Genomic DNA, 22,166 nt, shown 5'->3' on the forward strand with positions numbered 1-22,166 from the left:
TAAACGAGGTTGCTGCATTTTGATTTAATTACTAAAATCAGTCTGTAAATTTTTTAAATATTGAACTTGCTATATGTCCACCAAAGCCGAACGTATTGCTCATTGCATAATTAACTATTCTTGGTTGTGCTTTACCGAGTGTCAAATTAAACTTATCTAAAAATTCAGGTTCTACCGTTTGTGTATTTATTGTTGGTGGAACAATGTTTTCCTGAATAGCTTTTATACAGGCAATTGCTTCAATAGCTCCGGCTGCGCCAAGTAAATGTCCAGTCATTGATTTTGTTGCACTAATATTGGCATTTGGGTTTATTCCGAATACTTTTTCCATTGCCTTAAGTTCACTCAAGTCACCTGTAGGAGTTGAGGTAGCATGTGCATTTATATAATCGATTTTGTCTGGTGTTATCTGAGCTTCCTCAAGAGCAAGTTCCATTCCTAGAATAGCACCTTCGCCGTCTGGGTGTGTACTTGTTAAGTGATAAGCATCTCCAGCTAATCCACCACCAACAATTTCGGCAAGAATAACAGCATTCCTTTTTATTGCATGTTCATAGCTTTCTAGTATAATGGCACCAGCACCTTCACCCAAAACAAATCCGTTTCTTGTTGCATCAAATGGGCGTGACGCTTTACTACAATCCTCGTTTAATGTTGATAATGCTTTAGAGGCATTAAAACCTCCAATAGATGATTCTGTGACAGAAGCTTCAGAGCCACCACTAATTATCATATCGGCTTTGCCCCAACGAATGTAATTAAATGCATCAATGATTGCTGTATTACTAGCAGAACAGGCAGATACTGTGGTATAATTAATTCCGCGAAGTCCGTATTTTATAGAGATTGCTCCCGAAGCAATGTTAATAATCCTCTTTGGAATGAAAAAGGGGCTAAATCTAGGTGTGCCATTACCTAATTTATATTCTCCGATTTGTTCTTCGAATGTTGAAACGCCACCATCACCAGAACCCCAAATAACTCCAATTCTATTTTTATTTAAAGAATCAAAATCAATATTTGCATTTTTGATAGCTTCGTCTGTTGCATATAATGCGTATTGAGTAAAAAGGTCATATTTTCTTATTTCATTTTCCTCAAAAATGTTTTCGGGATTAAAATTCTTAACCTCACAGGCAAATTTAGTTTTGAAATTAGTAGTGTCGAATTTTGTTATTTCTGATGCACCACTAACTCCGTTGATTAGCGAATGCCAATATTCCATTACATTATTGCCAATAGGAGTTACTGCTCCCAATCCTGTTATTACTACTCTTTTCATTATTTTTTAGATTTTAGTTCTTTTAGAATTGTTTCTTTTACAATCATAAAATCATTCTCGTTTGTAAGTCTTGACAGTTGTACAATTGCAACCATATTTGTTATTATCATCAATGCCTTTGTTCTTGGCGAAGATTCGAAATCAAATATTTTAAGTTCTTTTCCTTCAGTTAGGACTTCGGTTAGCCAATTAATAACTAGTGCTGCAAATACTTGTAGTTCTGTTTTTATAGACTCATCTAGAGTATTTAAGTCTGTTGCTAATGAACCAACAATGCAGACTTTGTTCTCCTGTTTTATTTGAGTATGTATTGCCAGGAAAGCTTCAAGTTTTGTTAAGGGAGATTCATTGGCAACTTTTTCTTTTAAAGTTTCATATCTCTCGATATGTTCTTTGATTGTTGCTACTCCAAGGTCTGATTTTGCGGGGAAATGATAATGGATTGAAGCAGTCTTTATACCAATGTCATTAGAGATATCTTTAAAACTAAAGGCATTGTAACCTTTTTCTCTTATCAATTGATCTGCTTTGTCTATGATTGCTTCTCGTGTTGTCATTTCTTTTTTTAACAAATATACTACCTATTAGTAGATAGGCAAATTAATTGCTATTTATTTTAAATTATTTTAGCAATCCACTAACATGTTAGGTGTTAAAGAGTTTGATTGGTTGGTTTATTCTGTGTCGGGATTTCTATTTTACTTTGGTCATATACATATACCAATTCCATTCCCAGGTTTCTCCGTTATCGGCAGACATTGCCTGACTCCAAATAGGATTGTTTTTATCTCTGGCATCCCAACGAAATAGCTGAATTACTTTTTTTCCTTCATAAATATCTCTTGAAAAGAAATGACCTACTTTTTTTTCGAATGACCCAATTACGGGTTTATCTAAAACTCCGGTATTAGAGTCGGACCAATAAATACTCCACAGTTTTGTTTCAGGATTAAATAATCGTACCGTCATTCCTTCAAAAGGAACACCATCAAATTCCGCCAGAAAATTATCGATATTACCAATTCCCTGTAGAATCTTGTACATTTCCTGTGTTGATGGAAATTCAATCCATTCGGTACAATTCGAGAATCGGTATTTTAATTTTTTATTTATAATATTAGATTTTCCCTGAAAAAAATCAAAATCATCCTTGGATGAAGTAGGGGAAGGTAGGATTATTAATTCTCCGTGTGCATTAAAAATCAATTTCGGAATTTCTAAATTTAAATTATCTACAGGCATGTTTTTTGATTTTTAAATGATTTATTCATTTCCTTTTTTAATCCATTTACCAACTTCTGGTGCCACGTAATTTTTCATTTTAAGGAGCAAATCCTCTGAATCTGTACTTACGAGTATCATTTGTTGGTTTATCTCTTTTAAAAAACCTTCATTTACCATTTTTAGTATAAATTCTAATAATAAATCGTAAAAACCACCAATATTTAAAATCCCGATTGGTTTTTTATGAAGTCCGAGTTGCGCCCATGTAAGCATCTCAAAAAACTCTTCAAGAGTTCCAAATCCGCCTGGTAAAGCAATTACGCCATCGCTTAATTCGTTCATTTTGGTTTTTCTTTCATGCATGCTTTTTACAATAATTAATTCGGTTAAATTATCGTGTGCAATTTCTTTCTTCATTAGGAAGTCTGGTAAAACACCAATTACTTTTCCGTTTTTATTTAAAACTCCATCTGCAACTGCACCCATAAGTCCAACTTTGGCTCCGCCATAAACTAAATCGATATTATTTTCGGACATTGTTTGTCCAAGTTTAAAAGCTTGAGTTTCATATTCTTTTTTGTTTCCAAAGCTTGACCCACAAAAAACGGTAATTCTATTCATTTGTTTAATTGTAAAATGTATTATGTAATCGGTAATTAGTTTTCCTGAGTAATTAAATCTACAAAGTCCGCCTTTGTAAGTAATTCGATTATAAATTGAAAATCTTTTAGACCAAATATTTTATTTAAATTTTCTGTCCCTGTTATTTCTATAGTACATTCTCCTGGATATCCTGGACCAGCAGCCGAAATAGCATCATTAAATGCATCTAAGTTTTTCCCAAAATGTTTAGCCGATTCTGGGTCGATTTCTTTTGCGTAGGCATTCCAGAAATCTTCACGACTGTTGCAAACACTGCCGTTGATGAATATTTTTCGTTTGCTATTTTGTGCTGCTGATTTATTTTTCATCTAAAAATTATTTCGTTTGTATTTTTATCCAATCCAGAATTTCGTTCATAGCTGTAGGAGAGAACGTTTGTTCTATTGTTGCATATTCTTGAGGTAAACCAGTTTTGCATTCCTGAAATAAATGATTCAGATTTGGTAATTCTTTGGTTGTTATATTTTTATTTCCTCCTTTTAAAACGGCTTCTTTTATAGCGGTTAGATTTTCTTTTGGTGCAACTTGCAAATCTTTTGCTCCATTAAGTGCTAAAACGGCACATTTTACTTTCTCTAATGTTGGTGCTGGATTGTAGGTTACAAAAGTTACCATCCATGGAGTTAGTATTTTATCCGTTTGTATTTTAACGTATTCTGCCTCAGTCATTGCTGCGGGTTTATTAGGATCGTTTTTAGAAACTTGGGTTATGTAAGCAGTTAGATCCGTTTTTAATTGTTCTGGGCCTTTAGATTTAGCAATAATATTAAAAGCTGTTTTGTTTATTTCTTGTGCTTTCTGAATATCAGCTTCACTCATTCCGGCTGCTTCTGCAATTAATTTTTGTTGTAATAAAAGTAATTGGTTTCCAGGAAGTCCAGAGCCAGCAAGTAATACAATAAAATTGACGTTCTTAGAATTTGTAGCTACAATTGGAGCAATTAATCCTCCCTCGCTATGACCAATTAAACCAATTTTTTGTTTGTTAATTTCTTTTCTGGTTTGCAAATAGTTTACTGCAGCCAGAGCATCTGTAGTAAAATCTAAAGAAGTTGAATTTTTAAAGTTACCTGTAGATTGTGCCGTTCCTCTATCATCATATCGTAAAACCGCAATTCCGTTTTTGGTCAAAAAGTCCGATAATACTAAGAAAGGTTTGTGTCCTGCTAATTCTTCATCACGGTTTTGTGCACCACTTCCGCTTATTAAAATAACAACAGGAAAAATACCTTCTTTTTTAGGTAGAGTCAGTGTTCCAGCTAGTGTTATCCCTGCTTTTTCATTCTTAAAAGTTACATCTTCAGAGTAATATGGATATGGTTTAGTTGGTTCTTGCGGTCGTATCAGTTTTTCTTTTTCAATTTTTTCTCTCGATAAATTCATAGGAAACGCATGACCAGCTTGTTTAAAAGTACCGACTATTTTATTGTCTTTGCCAAGAATACCTTCATATTCGATTTTAGCATTTGCAACGGTAAGTTTTAAAGTTGAATTCTCAAAACTTGTTGTAGTTACCGGAATATCTTTTGCGCCTTGGTCAGGACTGTCCATTGTGGATTTAAAACCAGTGTCGGATTTATTAATATTAAAAACTAATCTTAATTGTGTTCCCTGAACATTTAAAAGACCATTCCATTGTCCTGTAATATCTTGTCCAAAAGCGGTTAATGTGGTTAAAAAAGTTAGTATTGTTACTATGTAATGTTTCATTTGGTTGGTTTTTTTAATAAATGGTTAGTTTATATTCTATGATTTAGTTAATAGACGATTAAAATGTATTCTGTTACAGAAATGATGTAAAAAGATTATTCTCTTTTTAATTTATTTTCCAATTGTCTTTAGTAACTATCATATTGAGCGAGATCCAAACTTCTTCCTGGACTATGATTTCGCTTATTTTGTCTGGATTTATGACAAACCCCGATTTCTCATAACATTTAATTGCTTGTTTATTCCAGTCGTAGACATTAAGTTCTACTTTCTCTACATTTAATTCTTCAAAAGAATATTGTACAAGAAGATTAACTATTTTTTCTCCAATTCCTTTTCCTCTATATTTTGCATCACCAATAAGTATTCGGCAAAGTTTAGCCAAACTATCTTCGGATTGATATATTTCGGCATGCCCAAGTACTTCTTTGGATTCGGTATCAATTACTTTAAAAGGAATTCTATTTTCTTCTTTTAGATAATCATCTAACTGCTCAGTTGTTAATGGAAATTTAAAAATTGGACCTGAAAATTGAACTAACATTTCTTCATTATCTGCCCATTTTATTAATCTTTCAAAATCGGTATTATCGAATTTTTCTAGTTTTATCATTTTCACTTATTATAAATTTTGAGCTAATCGAAATCCTAAATCATCAATTTTAAACGATTTAGGATGGCTTCGTCTGCGATTTGTAGCCATACAACCTCTTTCATCATCATACCAGCCACCACCGCGAATAGTACGGTAGGAACCATAAACGGTTTCATCGTATATATCCGAACACCATTCCCATACATTTCCCAGCATATCATAAAGACCATATGCGTTGGGTTCTTTTGTTCCAACATCTTGTGTCGTTTTCTCAGCGTTTTCTTTATACCATGCAATTGTATCAATCTCACCGTATCTTATGCCTGTAGTTCCGGCTTTACATGCATATTCCCATTCGGCTTCGGTAGGAAGTCGGTAGCCATTTGCTTTGCTATCAAAAAGTATTTCTTCGCTGTTATTATTCCAAGAGTAGCAAGGGGTAAGTCCTGAATTCTCTGAAAGTAAATTACAAAAAACGATAGCTTCTTTCCAAGATACAGTTTCAACTGGTTTTTTATTTCCTTTAAAAGTACTTGGAGAATCCTGCGTGATTTCTAAATATAAATCTTGTGTTACAAGGTATTTTGCCATTAAGAAAGGCTGAATATTTGCGGTCCAGATATGTTTAATCCTATCGTCTCTCAATGTAATCTGACCTTGAGGAATTTCGACCATTTGCAGGCTAATGGCTTTATTATTTGATATATGGATACTATCTTGATTCATGTACGTTTGATTGCTTTTGCAATTGTAAACGAAGTTATGAAAAATATAGGTGCACATTTAAACAAAAAGACAATTACAGAAACTAGTATTGCCTTTTTGTATTTTGAAAATTGAATAATGTTTAAGGTTTAGATTTTAACCTGCTTAGTGTTTCTTGCGAAACGTTAAGAAAGGAAGATACAATCTTGTTAGACAAACGTTGTGTAATTTTAGGGTTGGTGTCTAGTAATTGCTTGTATCTTTCGGTCGCATTTTGGGTTAAGAACGACATGAGTCTTTTGGTATTTGTTACATAAGCCATTTCCATATAATGCCTGTAAAAACTTCCCCAATTAGGTATAATTTCCAGCAAATGATAAAAATCCTGACGCGAAATATAAAGTAATTCTGTTGGTTCTAATGCCTGAACAAATTCTAAAGAAGGTTCATTTAGCACAAAGCTAGATAAGGCGGTTACAAAATTACTTTCGAATCCTAAGTATCGTGTTGCTTCTTGTCCTTCTTCGGTTATAAAAAATATGCGCAGGCAACCATTGCAAATAAAATACATTCGTTGGGTGGTTTGCCCCGGGAAAACCAAGAGCTCATTTTTCTCGACTTCTATAGGATTAAAGTAACTGATTATTTTCTCCAGTTCTTCGTCTGTAACCGTTGATACCTCTTTTATATATTCGATTAATTGCTCTTTCATGTTTTAAATAAAATCTTTAACAAATTTACGATAATGTACAATATCTGCTATTGTTAAAACTACCAATTGATGCTTTTGAGCAAATGATAAAATCTCGGGTAATCTTGCCATCGTTCCGTTAGGGTTCATTAATTCGCATAATACAGCTTCAGGTTTTAAACCAGATAATTTCATCAAATCGACACTTCCTTCGGTATGTCCGTTGCGCTGTAGTACACCGCTATCATTTGCTCTTAGCGGAAAAATATGTCCAGGTTTTACTAAGTCAGAAGATTTTGCATTTTCTGCAGATGCGGTTCTTATGGTTTGAATCCTATCTGATGCCGAAAGTCCTGTTGTAACTCCATTTTTTGCTTCTATAGTAACTGTAAACGGAGTCTGAAAAAGACTGGTGTTTTCTTTTACCATATATGGTAATTCTAATTCATCGGCTTTTTCGTTAGTGAGGCAAAGGCATACAATTCCGCTACATTCGCGTATCATCAATGCCATATCTTCGACTGACATATGTTGGGCTGAATAAACTAAGTCGCCTTCGTTCTCACGGTCTTTGTCATCTAGTAGTAAAATTCCTTTTCCGAGCCTAAGTTCATTAATTGCATTTTCAACGCGTTCTTGACTAGTTGTACCAAATGATACTAATGGGTTTTCATTTTCTATTTCGGTAATCATTTTGATGTTGTTTTTTGGGCTAGCTTTCTAGCATTTGGAATAATTATAAAAGCGGTACTATAGGCAACAGGAATTATGACGTCCCAAGCTTTTAGGAATTTGAAGGACAAATCTTCTCCAAAGCTATAATTGCGCATAAATCCCACAAACGCCATAATGAGAGCTATAGGAGTAATAACAAATAAAGTGTTGGTGTATTTAAAATACTTTTTGTTCATTTTTAATTAATTATTAAATTTTTGAAGGAACAAAATTGTTTAAATAAGAAAGGGAAAACATTGATGTACATCAAAAAAAACAAAAAATCCCAAACTTATAATAATAGGTTCGGGAATGAATATTTTAAAAATAAGTTGGAGTAGAACTTTATTTTAAGTTATTTTCTTTTTTCCATTTTCTAATTCTGCCTCGTGCATTTTTATATGGTGATGAGGTATTAAATTGTATCATTCTTCCCATTGTCCATTTTTCATACCATGCTTGCTCATAAAGAGTTTCATTGTTGTGGCTTTCTATCAGGATTTGTAACTCATTTACTGTTGCATCTAGTTTTTCTTGTAATGCGATAAAATCTAAATCTTGATAATCGGCATAGAACTTCTGCGCAAGTTTGCCTAACTCGTTCCATTTATAGCCTGTTTCTGGAAAATCTACAGCTTCGTTATTATTCTTTTTATGATGCCATTTTAGGACTAATTCTCCCCAACCTATTAGGTATGAAACTAAATTATTCACGCTCATCATGGTGTTTTTAGAATGTCCTTCGAGTGTTTCCTTTGCAGTAAGTTCAACAGGAATTGTTTTTAAATCCTCTCGAAGTTTTACATATGTTATTTCAATCTCTTTTAAAAGTTCGGTTTTATTTTGAGGTACAGCCATTATTTTTTTAGATAACAGAATACCTCAATTATAAAGAAGAGGTATTCTTTAATTTAGTTCAATTATTTCTTTTAATCTCGAGGATTTTAATTCAAATATATCAAATAAGCCAATTTTTTTCAACAAATGTGCTTGCACTTTTATATCTTGAATTGCTATTTTGTATTCTTCTGAATTTTGATTGTTTTGATTAATAATTTTGCAATTTTCCATAAATGCACCTATGGAACCTTTGCGGATTTCTTGTCCTTGTATCGTTACAAAATTTTCGTTTTCTTTTAAAATGTCTTCTGGTTTTATTGTTTTATTTTTAAATGTGAATGACAAAATTCTTCATTTAAAAATAGTCCAACGATAACAATTGTTAATTAATGTATTAGCGCCTATTCCTAATTCTGCTTAGCGATACTGCCGATATTCCTAAATAAGAGGCAATATAATGTTGAGGAATACGCTGTAAAATTTCAGGATTGGTTTTTAATAATTCCTTATACCGTTGTTCGGGTTTGTCTGCAATTCGGGAAAGAAAAAGTTTCACATAGTTGCCGAGACGTTTGTAAATATAATTTTCAAAATCTTTTTTTGTACTCGGGTTGCTATCGAGGACTTTTTGAAAATCACTTCTTTTTATAGTATGAATTATGCTATCTTCTATGGTTTCGATGCTATATAAACTGGGTTGTCCTGTCCAAAAACTTTCAAATGAGGAAACCATTTGTCCTTCAAAGAAAAACTGAAAGGTGATTTCTTTTCCGTTGCTATTGAACCAAACTCGTAGACATCCTTTTTCTACATAAAACATTTTTTTAGAAATTTCTCCTTCGCTCAGTAATACCGTTTTTGATTTTAATTTCTCAGAGTAAAAAAAATCTTTCGAAGCTTCCCAAAAGGATTCATTGTGATTTAAATGGTTCAACATAGTTTTTGTTTTTATAGCTAAAAAAATAGTGATGCTTAGGTCAATGATAAGATTGAAATTATCAATAAAGATAAGCAAAGGAGCTGTTTTTTCTAAATCATTTTTAGTATAAAATCAGCAGTTTTCCAAATGATTATTCCCATCGAAAAACCTCCTATTGTACCTGTCAAAAGTCTCATAAAGTTGCTATGGTATTTGTGTAATGAATTTTGGAAATACCAATCTGCAAGCATTAATGTTAAACCAATTATCGAAAAGTAAAAAGGAGGGAGGAAATAAAAAAAGTAACAAATAGCACAAAAAATATGTCCGATGCTTGCGCCCAAACATCTTGCACAAAAAGGCATATGTTTGTCATTAATTTTATAACATCTGTCGGGGATTCCGTGACAACCTAAAGTAAAATCATCTAGTTTCATTTACCAGGTACGTTTACAATTTAAACAAGTCATTCTAACTTTATTCGATTTATGAGTGCCACATAAGAGTCCTAAAGGTCCAGCCAGAATTGCTCCGCAACACGCTTTTTTTCCGCTAAAGCCTTTTTTATCTACATATATTTGGGTCGAATGACATTTTGGACATCTAATTTGGTTGTCTTGATTGATAGTGTTCATGGTTTTAGTTTCGGGTTAATTTTTGGTTTCAATTTCGAATATTTTTCTTCCGTTATCTCCTAAATAATGGAAAAGTAGTTTTTCATATACTTTATAACCATCATCGACATTGGTAAAAATTAGTATTCCTTGTTTTGTTTTTGGGAGAATAAAAAAGATTGTTTGTACTCCTTGGTCTGCACCACCATGAGACAATGCTATTTCTCCATTTCCTAAATCGTAAATAACCAAGCCTAAGCCATAATATTCTTTGGGTTTCATTTCTATTTGATTTGTTCTCATATCGTCAAAAACTTTTTTAGATAATCCGTCGCCATTCATAACACTAATCAAAAATTTCCCATAATCTTCGATAGTTGTTAATACATCATCGGCAGCATTTGCAGTTTTTCTCTTTTCTGTTTCGTATGCATTTCCTTTCGGATCATATCCAATTGCATAGCGGGATTCGTCAGTTTTTTTGTCCCAGATATAATTGGTATCGTTCATTTGCAACGGAGTAAATAGTAATTCCTTTGCTAATTGATCCAGGGTTTTATTAAACTTTTTTTCTAATGCTTTTCTAAGATATTCAAACCCTTCACCAGAGTATTGGTATTTTGTTCCTGGCTCAGACTCAAAGTGTAGTTTTTTATCAGGACTGTTCCATCGCCAATTAGGAAAACCAGTTTGATGACTTAAAACCTGTCTTGTTGTAATTTTTTTTGTTTTGGGATCATTTGCAATATCTGGATCAATCCAATATTTATAAAGAGGTTCATCTAGATCCCATTTGCCTAAACTAACCAATTTTAGGGTTACCATCGCAGTGATTGGTTTGGTAAGTGATGCAATATTAAAAATGGTATTGTATGGTGCTGTGACTCCTTTTTTTAGTTCGCCAAAAACTTTAATCTGTTGTAGTTTGCCATCATTGATGATTCCTAATCCAAGAGTTGGAACATTGTTTTCTTTAAGCCATTTTTCAATTTCGGTATCATTGTCAAAAATAGCAGTTTTATTAGCAGTAGTTGTAGTATTATTATCATGATCGTAACTAAGAGCGCGAGCTAGTCTCCAAGTATCTTTTTGTAGTAGCCATAAATGGGTAAATCGAGCGCTACTTCCTGGAGTTTCTTTTTTGTCAGGAGTTATTCTGTAAAATTTATGGATTCCGATTTGTATTGCTCCATAGAGTACTTTGTCTTTATATAGTGGGTAAATCTCGGTACTTCCTGTAATTAAATCTCTTCTTAACTGATATGTCTTAGTAGAAGCACATAATCCGTTACGAAGGTTATAAATGAATTTCTTTTTATTAGATATACTGTCTTCGTCATGAAAAAACTCAAAATCTTCGGTTAATAAAGTTTCAAATTGTCTGATGTCGCAAGTATTAAACCCAACTTTAAAGAGCAAACTATCTCTGGAAATGATGGTTTTGTATAAATCGGAGTTTTTATCAACCTGAGCTGATAATGAGAGCGATGCTAGAAAGAATAGCAGTAATAAATAACGGTTGATTGTTTTGATTGTCATGATTGATGATTTTTTTATATGACGTAATATGAATTTTTTTGTTACAAAAAATCATAATATCTATATTCTACTATTCAGACAATTACTTGGTTTAAGTATCAAGTTTAATTCTTAACTGCTGATATCAATATAAAAATTGGTCTTCTGGCTTCGTCAATCATTTCAGGATATTTCTCTACTATTTCTTCAGAAGGTTTAGGTTCGGATATTTGTTTAATTGTAAAGTTAGCATTGATTAATGTGTTTACAATAGTTTCAAAAGTTCGATGGTATTTAATTACTTCGTGACCTAAAAATTGTGTGTGTCTTATGCCTTCATCCTGATAATTATCTATTGGCCAGTGAAGGCGATTTCCGCTTGAGTCGGTAAACCAATCTTGTTCTGGTCGAGAGGTAAATGCAGGATGTTCCATTGAAAAAATAAAGTTTCCGCCTTTTTTTATATACGTATTGATTTTATCAAAAATGTCTTTTAGATTTTTTACATAATGAAATGCTAGTGAACTAATCACAACATCAAATTCTTCGGATTTAAAATCGATATCTTCAATTGCCATTTGTCTGTAATCTATAACTAAGTCTTTCGAATTCTCCTTAGCTTTTTTAATCATTTTTTGAGACAAATCGATACCAACAACCTTTTTTGCGCCTTGTTCTTTGGCATAAATACAATGCCAGCCATATCCACATCCTAGATCAAGAATATTTTTATCTTTAAATTCAGGAAACATTTTGCGTAAAATATACCATTCGCCAGCAGCATTTAATCCTTCGGCAGAACGAGGCATTTTACTATAATTATCAAAAAAGGATTCGTCGTCGTATTTATTTTGTTTCATGTGTGGTATTTTTTTTTTGCAGCTAAGGTTTTTGTTTATACTTTTCTCAATGTATAAGTTACTAAATTCTCTATATTTAGATGGGTATTATTGTAAGGTTTGTCTTCGTATTGAAAATTAAGCTTCTTTAAAATGGAGACTGAATTAACATTGTCAGAAGAAGGAAAAGCGGTTATTATTGCTGAGTTTATTTCTTCAAAAGCATGTTTTACAACTTCTTTTAGTGCTTCTGTCATAAAACCTTTTCCTTGGTATTGCGATAACATTTCGTAACCAATCTCGACAATTTTGTTCTCAAGGTCAAAATTCCAAAGACAAACAGAACCTATTAAATCATTGCTTTCTTTTGTTGTGATTACCCAATAAATGCATTCGTTTTTGGCAACCAGATTATTCATTCGGATTATATATGCTTTTGCTTTTTCTAGATTGGAGGAATTATCTCTGCCCACAAATGCGTTTACAATTGGATCAGAATGCAATTTATGAATGAGTTCGAAATCTTGATTTTCGAGATTCCTCAAAACTAATCTTTGAGTTTCGAGTTTTGGAAATTCAGTAAAATCTAATTTCATAATATTTGGGTTTTAAAAAGGAGTTGCCTTATTAAACGAAATTATGAAAATAAATTAATAATCATCCTATACTTTGAGTTTGTGATTATTGAATGCAAATAAGAGGAACTATTTATATTTTTCTATATTCAATTCTATAAATATGTTTTAGTAATTTTCTTTGTTCAAGGTTTTCAAATAAATCTAACATATCTTTAAAGGGACTTTCAAAATGTTTGGTAAGATGTGTAAAATGCTTGGTTGTTTTAAGGAAATTATAGAAAAAATAGGGGTCTAAATTTGCAATATGTTCTTTATAACCAAGAGAAACTTCCAGAGTTTGTCCCGTTATTTTATTTTCAAACATACAATGTTCTCCATGAACATCATAAAGCCAATTATCGGATAATATTTCTTCTTCGTTTATAAAATCGGCATTTTCAATTTCGAAATAATCACCTTTTTTTATTGCTTCAATTTCAGGTTGCTTTGTTTCGGAGATAACTTTATTAATTAATTGCTCTGCTATAGTTTCAAATTCATCCATAGCATTTAGCACCTCAATTATTATTTCATTCTGCAATGTTTTCATCGTTAATTTTGTGAATGGTGTTTATTGTTTTGAAAATTTATAAGATCTATTTTCTTATCAAATCCATTCGTGTTATTTTTTGATTATTTACTTCAAAAATAACTACTTGTTCCGTTTTCTCATCGCTTCCATTTCGTCCACATACGTATTCGTGAACAATTACTTTATTATCAAAATTTATAGTTTTAATTATCTCAGCGTAAAGATTTGGAGAATTATCGAATAATGTAATAAACATTTTTTCACACTCATTTATACCATCAATAGTTATGGTATTATCAGCGTGATTAAAAATTTTAATTTCATTACTATATAAGGGCATCATTTTTTTGATGTCTCTATTGTTGAAAGCCAACATTTGATCATCAATAATTTGGTCTATTGTCATTTTATGGGGAATGCTTAATTGTTTTTTTTAACCTATATTTTATTTATGAGGAATTTCGGCTCCACACCAAGTACTAACATTTAATGGATTAAAGTTTGGACAGCTTTTCATATCTTCTTTGGATATCGTAATAATATATTCGGCTTTTAAACCAGCATTGTAATAATAGTTATTGTAGTCTTCGCCATATACCCAAATATCACTAGTAGGGCTTTGCATGGTGGTAGCATTAAAAATAAGTAAGTTGGATTCTTTTGGTAAATGGTAATTCTTATCAGAAATATATCCCCATGCGTTCATAAGAAAAGAAGAAACGAACAATACGTAAAACATGATAAACAATAAACTCCAAATTAAATATTTTTTATATTTCATAGCGGCAATTTTTTACTTAAAAATTAAAACAGGAGTTAATATTATTCACATTCGTAATTGTTTTACAACTAAAAGTAATAATTAAAAGTAAGAATTATAATGTTTTTTTAAATTATTCATAGCGAATAATCATTTTGTACTTTTTTTGATTTGGATTTTTTATGATATAGATTACCTTGTTTATCGAGGTTGTAGCGCAGATTTCATCAGATACTAATCTATGAATTAAGTAAATAGTATCATTTTTTATCTCTATATCTCCCACATAGGTTCCGCAAGCATTTACATCAATATATTTTGTGACATAAATAACATCATCCAGATACTGCGTTTTAATAGGAGAGTCCATTTTAGGTTGTAGTTTATACCATTCATCATCGCCTAAGTCTGCCATGAAATGAGAATTAAAGTATATCAGGTTTTTATTCTTTTTACTATCTTCTTCCTTGGTTTCTGCTCTATTTTGACACGAAATGATGAGAGGGATTAGTATATAAAATAAGTATTTCATGGACTTTTAATTTTATAATGCTCTATGATTTTTAGAAAGGAAGGGCTTCAGCTCTGGTTTTGAATTTCTTTTTCTCGATTACCCATAATATCACGTAGCTACCAGCGCCATCACTATTGGAAGATTGTATATACAATATGTCATTTACAGTATCGTAATTGACCATAGTTTGTTCCAGATTAGGCTCAAATGCATTTTTTAAAGCATTTTCGGGTACGTTTATTAAAATTTTATCAACTTCTATTTCAATTGATTTGTACTTTCTTTTAGGGATATTTCCATCAGTTCCAAATATAACTTGATCATCAATAGTTTCTAATAAAGTTGGACTTTCACTATTATATTTTAGTTTGTGGTTTTTTGGGCTAAATGCAATTTCGGTGATTGCTACCTTAACATTGTTGTTTTCGAGTTTTATAACTCCATTTTTATTTTCTCTAACTGGTATTTTTGTGAAGTTTGTTAAATCGATTATTCGGTCTTTATAGACATATCCGTTTAAGTTTTCTTTACCTTTTTTGTAGTCAATATTAACCCAGTTACCATCTGGTTCATAATTATAAACGATTGCTCCATTATCTAATTTGTCAATTATTTTGTTCGATTTTCCTGCAGAATTTCTAACATTAACATAACCATCAGGGTCATTTATAATTCCGAATTGAGAGAAACAAATATTAAAGGCTAGAAGCAGAAGAATGCTGGTTATTTTTTTCATGGTTTCTTTATAATTAAGCTTTGATAAAGAAACAAATATATAAGTTTTTTATTACGTTTTGTAAAGTTGTTGTGTTTATTATTTAAGTTTTATATACTGAGAATACATTAGTTTTTCTGAAAGACTAATAAAATAAAATTTAAAAGAGAAGTATAAGAGAATCTTCTAAAGTTTATTAGGAATGTTATTTTGATTTGTTAAAAGTCGCAGCAAGATTATCTACAAAAGCTGCCGTATATTCTCCTGTAGTATCTAAATCGGGATCTAGGATTGTTATCTCAAATCCAGTAAGTTTTTTGCTTTGGAATAGGAGGGAAGTAAGTTCGTTAAATTCCTGATATGTTAAACCATCAGGTGTTCGGCTATCTACGCAAGGCATTATCAAATCATTTAAAACATCAACATCGATATGGAGCCAAAATCCATCTAGATTTTTATTTTCAATTTCTAAAAGAAACGATTGAATGCAATTTGCAATACCTCGTTTTCTTAATAAATCTAGGCTAATATATGTGGCATCCGATTTACGAATTTCATTTTCATATTCGTCATCGTATTCGCGATTACCCACACACCAAAGATTTTCTTCTTTTATATAAGGAGAAAGATTTAAGATATTGGTTAACTTTTTATGTCCGTTGCCAGTTACTATAGATGCAGCCATACCACCAACACCACCAGTTTCCGACAAAGAAATATCTATAAAATCGGTATGCCCGTCTAGGTAAAACAAACCATAATTTCCGTTTTGTTTTAAGGCAATTGCTGCGCCCAAAAGAATGCTACAATCTCCACCAATTACAAATGGAAATTTATCTGTTGTGATTAGGTCATGTATTAATTCAGCTTGTTTTATTGCATAATCTGCTAAAGAATTTGCGTTGAGAATTCCAGTTTCTAGATCTTTTTTGTTGCTGTATGCAGGAGAATCGAGCCTGAGAATCCTTTCTGGATTTATTAAGTTATGCAAATTGTGTTTCTTTAACCAATCTGGTAAAAGTTTTTACGCCAGGTTCTTTTCCTGGTTGAGGTTCTTTTAAACCCAAATTTGAAGGAAACTCAACGATACATATCTTTTTCATGAAGTTTGTTTTAAGATGAAGATTTGAAAAAAACTTAACACATATTCCCGCAGCCAATGTCATTAAGATAAGCCTTTTTGTGCTAATTATGGTTAATTATATTCTCAACAAAGATTGTCTATAAGGAACGCGGATGATGCGGATTCGCTATAGCGAAAACACGGATTAAACACGGATTTTCTCCCGTTCCGACGCTTCGGACAATGTCATTAAGGTTAAGAGAATTTAGATTTAGTGTTTGTAAATAATAAGACTGTCGATTTTTCTGAGGTTTCATACATCTGAAATCAAAAATCTTTAGTCAAAAATCTTAAATCTTTTTATCATTTTTCTCTTAACTTAATGACATTGTGCTTCGGGATTGAGACTATGTGTTAAAATTAATTATAATCATATTATTCTGGATTCTTTACTAACTCAAATAGAATAAAAGTTCCTTGCTCAGATTCTCCTTTTCCTTTCTCGATGAAGCCTTTTCTTTTATAAAAATTTACTGCTTGTATGTTCTTTTCTAGACATTTTAAAGTAACGGGAAAATTAGTTTTCTTGAGAGCGGCTTTTAGCAACTGAGTTCCTATACCTTTGCCATGATATTTTTTATCTACATATAAATGGTGAATAAAGTTATCGGGCATCCAAATAGAAATAAATCCAATTGTAATATCATCGAGAATAGCAACCAGAATATATTCACCTTCGGTTTCGGTATCAAAATCATGTAAATGAAATGTAGTTGAATCTACCCACGAAAATGTTGTTTGCCTTTCTTCTAAGAATATCTTCCTTAGAGAATCTAGGTTACTTTTTCTAATTTCTACAATTTCCATCTACACTAATTATTGTGCTTGGTTTTTACGTTTTCTACGAATTTTTCTAACGATGTATATAATACCAGTTATTAGGATGATAAATGGCCAAATTGAAAATAACCACAATAGGAAATCAATAATAGAAGTCCATCCTTCGCTAATAGAATTTTTAATTCTTTCCGAAAATTTATCTTGTTCTCGAGCTTTATAGATATACTCTTTTTCTTTATATAAATTTAAATTCAGCGTACTAAAAGATACTTGGTCGCTAAGGTATTTTAAGCGTCCTTCTGTACTTTCTATTTCTTCTTCGATTACTCTTATATTTTCCTCGATGGCAAGAATATCTTTTACGGTAGAAGCCTTGGAAAGTAATTCTTTATAACGTTTTAAATATTCTCTTTTATTAGCCAAACGAGTTGTAATATCAACAAATTCTTCGGTTACATCTCTGGCTTGTATGCTTTTGCTCGTAAGTTCATCTTTTCCATTTTCGATATTAGATATTAGTTTTTCGAAGTTATCGGCTGGAACTCGTATTTTTAAATCGTATGAAATCGACTGATCATTATTTTGTAGATCCTCCGTTTCATAATAGCCATTAAGTTTTTTTAGTAATTCATCAATATTTTTTTTGCTTGCAGCAATGTCATTTGTTTTAACCGAAACAGTTCCGTCTTTTATGATTTTTTTTTCTTTTACTACAGGCTTAATAGTTTCTGGTTCAGTATTTTTGTCTTCAGATACTTCTTTTTTATCTTTATAATTAGTATCAGAACCCGTAGAAGGTGGAGGAGGAGGAGGTGCACTCAATGCCACTACTTCATCACTACTAGTTTCATTTCTGTTAGAATTACAAGATGAAGCAATTAATAAAACAATTAGACTTAAAAAGAATGATTTCATACAGGGTTCGTTTTAGGGGGATTTACTTTTTTGAATAAAGATATTACTTTGAATGTTTGCGTACTTGTTTTAAATGGCTATTTCGGTTCTAAAAACTACCACAGCATCTCCTTTTATCTGAATCAATGATGGTTTATTATCTTCAATCTTAACTTTAACTTTTATTACGCCAAGTCGATCTATTTTCTCACCTTGTCTTCCGTTAAATTCGAATTCATTACCATTAAAATCAACGATTTTGTTTTCTATTAAATATCCTCCTAGTGGTCCATTTGCATTACCAGTAACAGGGTCTTCATTGATACCAATTCCAGGGGCAAACATTCTGCCGTAAGTCAAGATATCTTTATCATCAGAGTCGAATGTAAAGACAAAATACCCATTGCAATTAATCACTTTACTTAAGTCGGCGAGAGCATTGTAGTTTGGAGTTAAAGCATTGAGTTTTGCTCTGCTTTTAATACCAATCATAACTTTCGAATGTCCTGTAGAAGCTATCTGAATCGGGCATTTCTCATCCCAATCAGATTCTTCCAGTCCTAATGCAGTTAGCATTCTGTTGTTTATATTGTTATCGAATGTAGGGCTAAGTTCAAAATTTCCCTGAGTCATTACAATTTGATAATCTCCATTATTTTTGATGATTTCAAAAGGAAGAGTACCAATCTTGGTTTTGAATTTTAATACACAAGAATCTAAATTTTCTTCGACAGCTTTGGCATACATTGCAGCAATAGTAGCGTGTCCGCAAATAGGAACTTCGGTACTTGGCGTAAAGTATCGTATTACACCATCGCAATCATTACTATCTGGAGGAAAAAGAAAAGCCGTTTCCGAGTTGTTTAATTCTCTCGCAATTTGCTGCATTTCGTAATCATTCAAACCATTGGCATTTACTACAACTCCTGCAGGATTTCCTTTAAATTTTTCTTTGGTAAAAGAATCAATCTGGTATGTTATTAGTTTTTTCATTATTATTTTTTTCGACCAACAAATCGTATTACAGAACCTTTCCCATTATGAAAAAGACCTTCGTTCAATTCGATTTCTTGTTCTACTAATTCGATGATCTCATAATCTGGAAAGTCAGATTGTATTTCCTCAATAGAAAACAACATATCCAATTCTTTTGGTCCACCAATTTTTTCGTTCTTAGAGTTGTATTCGATATGTTTCTTGCTAAAAGCTTCGAAAATTATCAAGCCACCTTTTCGTAAAAACGTACTAAGTGTTTTGTGGTATGAAGATTTAATGTCACCAGGAAAATGCGCATAAATTAATGCAATTGCATCAAATTGTTCTGGAGTATAATTTAATGTTTGCAACTCGCCAACTTGGTAGTCGATTGTTACATTATTCGATTCGGCAAGTCGTAAGGCTTTGTTTTTTCCTTCTATGCTTATATCAAATGCCGAAACTGTCCAGCCTAGTTTGGCTGCAAAAATGGCATTGCGCCCTTCGCCTTCGGCAGGAAAAAGAATTGTCCCGGGATTAAGTTTTTCTAATTGTTCTCTTAAATAGTTATTTGGTTGTTCGCCATAAGCAAACTCATCTGCGCTATATCTGTCATTCCATCTTTCAGTCCAAGTGTCATTCATGTTTTCGTAGGATTTAGTATTTAAATAGAAATGTTTTTTTACCTAACGAAAATACGAATTAAATAGGGATTTTATTAATACTTACTTTTATAGAATCTAAGTTAATTATTTTAGTTCTTATGGTTGATTAAATCAAGAATGCATTGTTCGCGAATTTTCCAAATGTCTTCTAATTCTAATTTTATTTCTTCATTTTTGTTAAGCCAGTCCTGTAGATGCTTTTTGTGAAATTCAACTTTATAATTTGAAATTTGGTTTGGGAGCATTTCAATTTCTATAATTAAGTCACTTTCAAAATCTGATGGCTTTGAGTTAGGGTTTGTGAAGTCAAAGATTTGATTCTCGAATTTTAAATAATTATGAGCTTCTGGAATAAAATCAAGATTGTTTTTCTGTAATGTTTCAGAAATCGCAACGGTATTTTTAGAATTCATTTTAAAAATTCCAAGAATTAATTTTACTTGGCTAAATCCATTTTCATCAGCAAGTTTTTTTAGTAATGCATGCTTTGTACTGCAAGTTCCGCAATTGTCAATAAATACAGTTTTTAGATCATTTTTATTCTGATTCCTCCCATAATTTAAATTTGCTACAAAATGAGTTGCATCACTAAATGTAGAAATATTGATTTTTAAAAATTCGTTTGAAATTTCTCCAAGTGGTTGAATTTTAAAACTCGGTAAGTTGGTCATAGATCTAGAGTTTTTGATTTACGGTGAATAGAAATTAATAATTGAACATTTTCTGTTAAAACGAAAATACGAATTTAAAAAGGGAATTTTTAAAAGAGTTTAAATTTTATCCATCGATATTAAGTATAATTTTACCATTAGGATTTATTTAGAATCTATAAAATTCTTATTTGATAAACTTTTCGACATTTGGAATTTTCTCTAATGATTTGGTGTTTTCTTTAAGAATCTGAGCTGCAGTTTCGTTTATTTTTTTCGCAGGAATGGTTTTCCATTTATCTAAATCTTTTTCAAAGTCAGTATTAAATAATGATTTAGATAAATCTCTTATAACACAATAAGCAGCAATGGAATGTCCGTTTTGGCTATCGTAATTTCCATTATTAATAAAAAACTGTATTCTTTTAAAAAGCCCTTCTTCGGAATAAAGAGATAGTTCCGTTAGTTTTGCTCTGTATTCTAAATCTGCAGATCCAATACCTTTTAGTTTTGGAAATAATTGATAATCGGCAAAATGTCTGCTTTCGTGACCAATATAACTTACCCTAAATGTTTCTGATTTTAAATCATACGCTTTTTTTACACAAAATAAAGCTTCATGAGTTGCCCAACCAGCAGGATAATATCTACCTAAAGTAGCATATTCGCTCCAGCCTAATGTTATAAAATCATCCATAAAATAGATTTTTATAGCAGTTTCTTTTCCGTCATAATTGAGTTTATAAACGGTATCTTTTTCAGTTTTCCAAACTAATAAATCATATAAACCTCCAGTTTTTCCAAACCCTGTAGTATGGTAACCTAAACTAGTAATGTATTTTTTTTGATATACATCAATACTATCTTCATTAAGGATCAGGTTTTTTGCAGATGGGAAATTTGCTTTAAGAAAGCTGGAAACATTTTTCATAATCAGCGTATCATTTTTCTGCTGTTTATTTAAAAAAGAGAATCGCCAGTAATCCCTGTAAATTTTTAATAACTGATCTATCTTAGATTTTTGGGTTTCCAAAAAATCACTTTTATCTTCCTTAAACTTGAATCGGTTTTCAAAATCGATCTTAAATTTTAAGTCTTTTGACGCTATTTTTTTAGTTGGGTCAACTTCAAGTAATGGCAATGCCGATTTAGGATCTCCATCTAATGCAAGTGCATAAATTTTGGTATAATCAAGTTTTATACTATCGTTTTGATTGGTTTGAGAATTTATTTTCGAAAAGGAGAATAAATTTAGAATTACTAAAGTAACTAGTTTTAAGATTCTCATGACAAATGTTTTTATAATAAAATAACCCGTTGGGTGTAATTACTGCGTCTATTCGCTTCGCTCGGGTCGTAAAAATTTCATTTAACACATAGAAACATAGATTTTATGTGTAAAAAAGAACACAAAAAGAAATACATTTCTTTCATATATCTAGTCCCGAAGCTTCGGGATGCATTTAAAACAAGTGAAACGCCTTTTTTGTGTGTATAAGACCTATGTTTCTATGTGTTAAAATTAATTACACCCAACGGGTTAAAATATTCAGTTTTATCAACCAGATGTAGCTTCTGCTTTTTATTATAGAGACATTTATTTTTTGAGTTTGTTACAGTCTTTATT

At 31.6% G+C, this 22,166-nt stretch carries 31 protein-coding genes; all 31 read right to left on the reverse strand.

Annotated elements, in window-relative coordinates; all coding sequences use genetic code 11:
- Positions 1 to 37 precede the first annotated feature (37 nt).
- The 31 genes from fabF to AC3IPI_RS13675 all read right to left on the reverse strand — a co-directional run bounded on the left by fabF (position 38) and on the right by AC3IPI_RS13675 (position 21,827).
- Complete coding sequence (fabF, locus tag AC3IPI_RS13525; protein WP_489153300.1) at positions 38 to 1,282, reverse strand: beta-ketoacyl-ACP synthase II; 1,245 nt, start codon at positions 1,280 to 1,282, stop codon at positions 38 to 40.
- Positions 1,282 to 1,839 carry a TetR/AcrR family transcriptional regulator gene (locus tag AC3IPI_RS13530; RefSeq protein ID WP_489153302.1) on the reverse strand — a complete coding sequence of 186 codons (558 nt, stop codon included), beginning with the start codon at positions 1,837 to 1,839 and terminating at the stop codon, positions 1,282 to 1,284. The genes fabF and AC3IPI_RS13530 overlap by 1 nt, the downstream gene beginning before the upstream one ends.
- 136 nt (positions 1,840 to 1,975) lie before the next feature.
- Entirely contained in the window at positions 1,976 to 2,524 is a 549-nt protein-coding gene (locus AC3IPI_RS13535) for a hypothetical protein (RefSeq protein WP_086894007.1), read from the reverse strand.
- A 21-nt stretch (positions 2,525 to 2,545) separates the two neighbouring features.
- On the reverse strand, positions 2,546 to 3,127 hold the full coding sequence (locus AC3IPI_RS13540) for an LOG family protein (protein ID WP_323490832.1): 582 nt from the start codon (positions 3,125 to 3,127) through the stop codon (positions 2,546 to 2,548).
- A 35-nt stretch (positions 3,128 to 3,162) separates the two neighbouring features.
- Positions 3,163 to 3,477 (reverse strand): barstar family protein, encoded by a 315-nt coding sequence (locus AC3IPI_RS13545; protein WP_489153305.1) that lies wholly within the window; start codon positions 3,475 to 3,477, stop codon positions 3,163 to 3,165.
- 7 nt (positions 3,478 to 3,484) lie between these two features.
- Complete coding sequence (locus tag AC3IPI_RS13550) at positions 3,485 to 4,879, reverse strand: alpha/beta hydrolase family protein (protein ID WP_489153307.1); 1,395 nt, start codon at positions 4,877 to 4,879, stop codon at positions 3,485 to 3,487.
- A gap of 106 nt (positions 4,880 to 4,985) precedes the next feature.
- A complete protein-coding gene (locus AC3IPI_RS13555) occupies positions 4,986 to 5,492 on the reverse strand; it encodes a GNAT family N-acetyltransferase (RefSeq protein ID WP_489153309.1) in 507 nt (168 codons plus the stop codon).
- Between the two features lie 9 nt (positions 5,493 to 5,501).
- On the reverse strand, positions 5,502 to 6,200 hold the full coding sequence (locus AC3IPI_RS13560; RefSeq protein ID WP_489153311.1) for a formylglycine-generating enzyme family protein: 699 nt from the start codon (positions 6,198 to 6,200) through the stop codon (positions 5,502 to 5,504).
- Between the two features lie 121 nt (positions 6,201 to 6,321).
- A complete protein-coding gene (locus tag AC3IPI_RS13565) occupies positions 6,322 to 6,891 on the reverse strand; it encodes a Crp/Fnr family transcriptional regulator (protein WP_039116125.1) in 570 nt (189 codons plus the stop codon).
- Positions 6,892 to 6,894: 3 nt separating this feature from the next.
- Entirely contained in the window at positions 6,895 to 7,563 is a 669-nt protein-coding gene (ribB, locus tag AC3IPI_RS13570; RefSeq protein ID WP_489153313.1) for a 3,4-dihydroxy-2-butanone-4-phosphate synthase, read from the reverse strand.
- Positions 7,560 to 7,781 carry a DUF2798 domain-containing protein gene (locus tag AC3IPI_RS13575; RefSeq protein WP_489153315.1) on the reverse strand — a complete coding sequence of 74 codons (222 nt, stop codon included), beginning with the start codon at positions 7,779 to 7,781 and terminating at the stop codon, positions 7,560 to 7,562. Before AC3IPI_RS13575 ends, ribB begins: the two co-directional genes overlap by 4 nt.
- A 148-nt stretch (positions 7,782 to 7,929) precedes the next feature.
- Entirely contained in the window at positions 7,930 to 8,442 is a 513-nt protein-coding gene (locus AC3IPI_RS13580) for a ClbS/DfsB family four-helix bundle protein (RefSeq protein ID WP_489153317.1), read from the reverse strand.
- A gap of 48 nt (positions 8,443 to 8,490) precedes the next feature.
- Complete coding sequence (locus tag AC3IPI_RS13585; RefSeq protein WP_489153319.1) at positions 8,491 to 8,769, reverse strand: hypothetical protein; 279 nt, start codon at positions 8,767 to 8,769, stop codon at positions 8,491 to 8,493.
- A gap of 49 nt (positions 8,770 to 8,818) precedes the next feature.
- Positions 8,819 to 9,361: a Crp/Fnr family transcriptional regulator gene (locus AC3IPI_RS13590; RefSeq protein WP_489153321.1), complete on the reverse strand. Its 543-nt coding sequence runs from the start codon at positions 9,359 to 9,361 to the stop codon at positions 8,819 to 8,821.
- 92 nt (positions 9,362 to 9,453) lie between these two features.
- Positions 9,454 to 9,780, reverse strand: coding sequence for a DUF2085 domain-containing protein (locus AC3IPI_RS13595; protein WP_489153323.1), 327 nt, complete (start codon positions 9,778 to 9,780; stop codon positions 9,454 to 9,456).
- Positions 9,781 to 9,978 carry a hypothetical protein gene (locus tag AC3IPI_RS13600; protein WP_123912066.1) on the reverse strand — a complete coding sequence of 66 codons (198 nt, stop codon included), beginning with the start codon at positions 9,976 to 9,978 and terminating at the stop codon, positions 9,781 to 9,783.
- A gap of 15 nt (positions 9,979 to 9,993) precedes the next feature.
- Positions 9,994 to 11,496 (reverse strand): serine hydrolase domain-containing protein, encoded by a 1,503-nt coding sequence (locus tag AC3IPI_RS13605; RefSeq protein WP_489153324.1) that lies wholly within the window; start codon positions 11,494 to 11,496, stop codon positions 9,994 to 9,996.
- A 104-nt stretch (positions 11,497 to 11,600) separates the two neighbouring features.
- Entirely contained in the window at positions 11,601 to 12,335 is a 735-nt protein-coding gene (locus tag AC3IPI_RS13610) for a class I SAM-dependent methyltransferase (RefSeq protein WP_489153325.1), read from the reverse strand.
- Between the two features lie 35 nt (positions 12,336 to 12,370).
- Positions 12,371 to 12,910: a GNAT family N-acetyltransferase gene (locus AC3IPI_RS13615; RefSeq protein ID WP_489153326.1), complete on the reverse strand. Its 540-nt coding sequence runs from the start codon at positions 12,908 to 12,910 to the stop codon at positions 12,371 to 12,373.
- Positions 12,911 to 13,022: 112 nt separating this feature from the next.
- Positions 13,023 to 13,481 (reverse strand): DUF6896 domain-containing protein, encoded by a 459-nt coding sequence (locus AC3IPI_RS13620; RefSeq protein WP_489153327.1) that lies wholly within the window; start codon positions 13,479 to 13,481, stop codon positions 13,023 to 13,025.
- A 46-nt stretch (positions 13,482 to 13,527) separates the two neighbouring features.
- Positions 13,528 to 13,869, reverse strand: coding sequence for a nuclear transport factor 2 family protein (locus tag AC3IPI_RS13625; protein WP_489153329.1), 342 nt, complete (start codon positions 13,867 to 13,869; stop codon positions 13,528 to 13,530).
- Positions 13,870 to 13,908: 39 nt separating this feature from the next.
- Complete coding sequence (locus AC3IPI_RS13630; RefSeq protein ID WP_489153331.1) at positions 13,909 to 14,244, reverse strand: hypothetical protein; 336 nt, start codon at positions 14,242 to 14,244, stop codon at positions 13,909 to 13,911.
- Positions 14,245 to 14,356: 112 nt separating this feature from the next.
- On the reverse strand, positions 14,357 to 14,755 hold the full coding sequence (locus tag AC3IPI_RS13635) for a hypothetical protein (protein WP_086893993.1): 399 nt from the start codon (positions 14,753 to 14,755) through the stop codon (positions 14,357 to 14,359).
- A gap of 31 nt (positions 14,756 to 14,786) precedes the next feature.
- On the reverse strand, positions 14,787 to 15,473 hold the full coding sequence (locus AC3IPI_RS13640) for an SH3 domain-containing protein (protein WP_489153333.1): 687 nt from the start codon (positions 15,471 to 15,473) through the stop codon (positions 14,787 to 14,789).
- 184 nt (positions 15,474 to 15,657) lie between these two features.
- Positions 15,658 to 16,443 carry an arginase family protein gene (locus tag AC3IPI_RS13645; RefSeq protein ID WP_489153335.1) on the reverse strand — a complete coding sequence of 262 codons (786 nt, stop codon included), beginning with the start codon at positions 16,441 to 16,443 and terminating at the stop codon, positions 15,658 to 15,660.
- A 507-nt stretch (positions 16,444 to 16,950) separates the two neighbouring features.
- On the reverse strand, positions 16,951 to 17,382 hold the full coding sequence (locus tag AC3IPI_RS13650; RefSeq protein ID WP_489153337.1) for a GNAT family N-acetyltransferase: 432 nt from the start codon (positions 17,380 to 17,382) through the stop codon (positions 16,951 to 16,953).
- Between the two features lie 9 nt (positions 17,383 to 17,391).
- Positions 17,392 to 18,270: a DUF4349 domain-containing protein gene (locus AC3IPI_RS13655; RefSeq protein ID WP_489153339.1), complete on the reverse strand. Its 879-nt coding sequence runs from the start codon at positions 18,268 to 18,270 to the stop codon at positions 17,392 to 17,394.
- A 69-nt stretch (positions 18,271 to 18,339) separates the two neighbouring features.
- Positions 18,340 to 19,242 (reverse strand): PhzF family isomerase, encoded by a 903-nt coding sequence (locus AC3IPI_RS13660; protein ID WP_489153341.1) that lies wholly within the window; start codon positions 19,240 to 19,242, stop codon positions 18,340 to 18,342.
- A gap of 2 nt (positions 19,243 to 19,244) precedes the next feature.
- Positions 19,245 to 19,868: a class I SAM-dependent methyltransferase gene (locus AC3IPI_RS13665; protein ID WP_489153343.1), complete on the reverse strand. Its 624-nt coding sequence runs from the start codon at positions 19,866 to 19,868 to the stop codon at positions 19,245 to 19,247.
- A 110-nt stretch (positions 19,869 to 19,978) separates the two neighbouring features.
- A complete protein-coding gene (locus AC3IPI_RS13670; RefSeq protein WP_489153345.1) occupies positions 19,979 to 20,560 on the reverse strand; it encodes a hypothetical protein in 582 nt (193 codons plus the stop codon).
- Positions 20,561 to 20,726: 166 nt separating this feature from the next.
- Positions 20,727 to 21,827, reverse strand: a complete 1,101-nt coding sequence (locus AC3IPI_RS13675; RefSeq protein ID WP_489153347.1) for a hypothetical protein — start codon at positions 21,825 to 21,827, stop codon at positions 20,727 to 20,729.
- Positions 21,828 to 22,166 lie beyond the last annotated feature (339 nt).

The organism is Flavobacterium sp. GL_143, assembly GCF_057834355.1.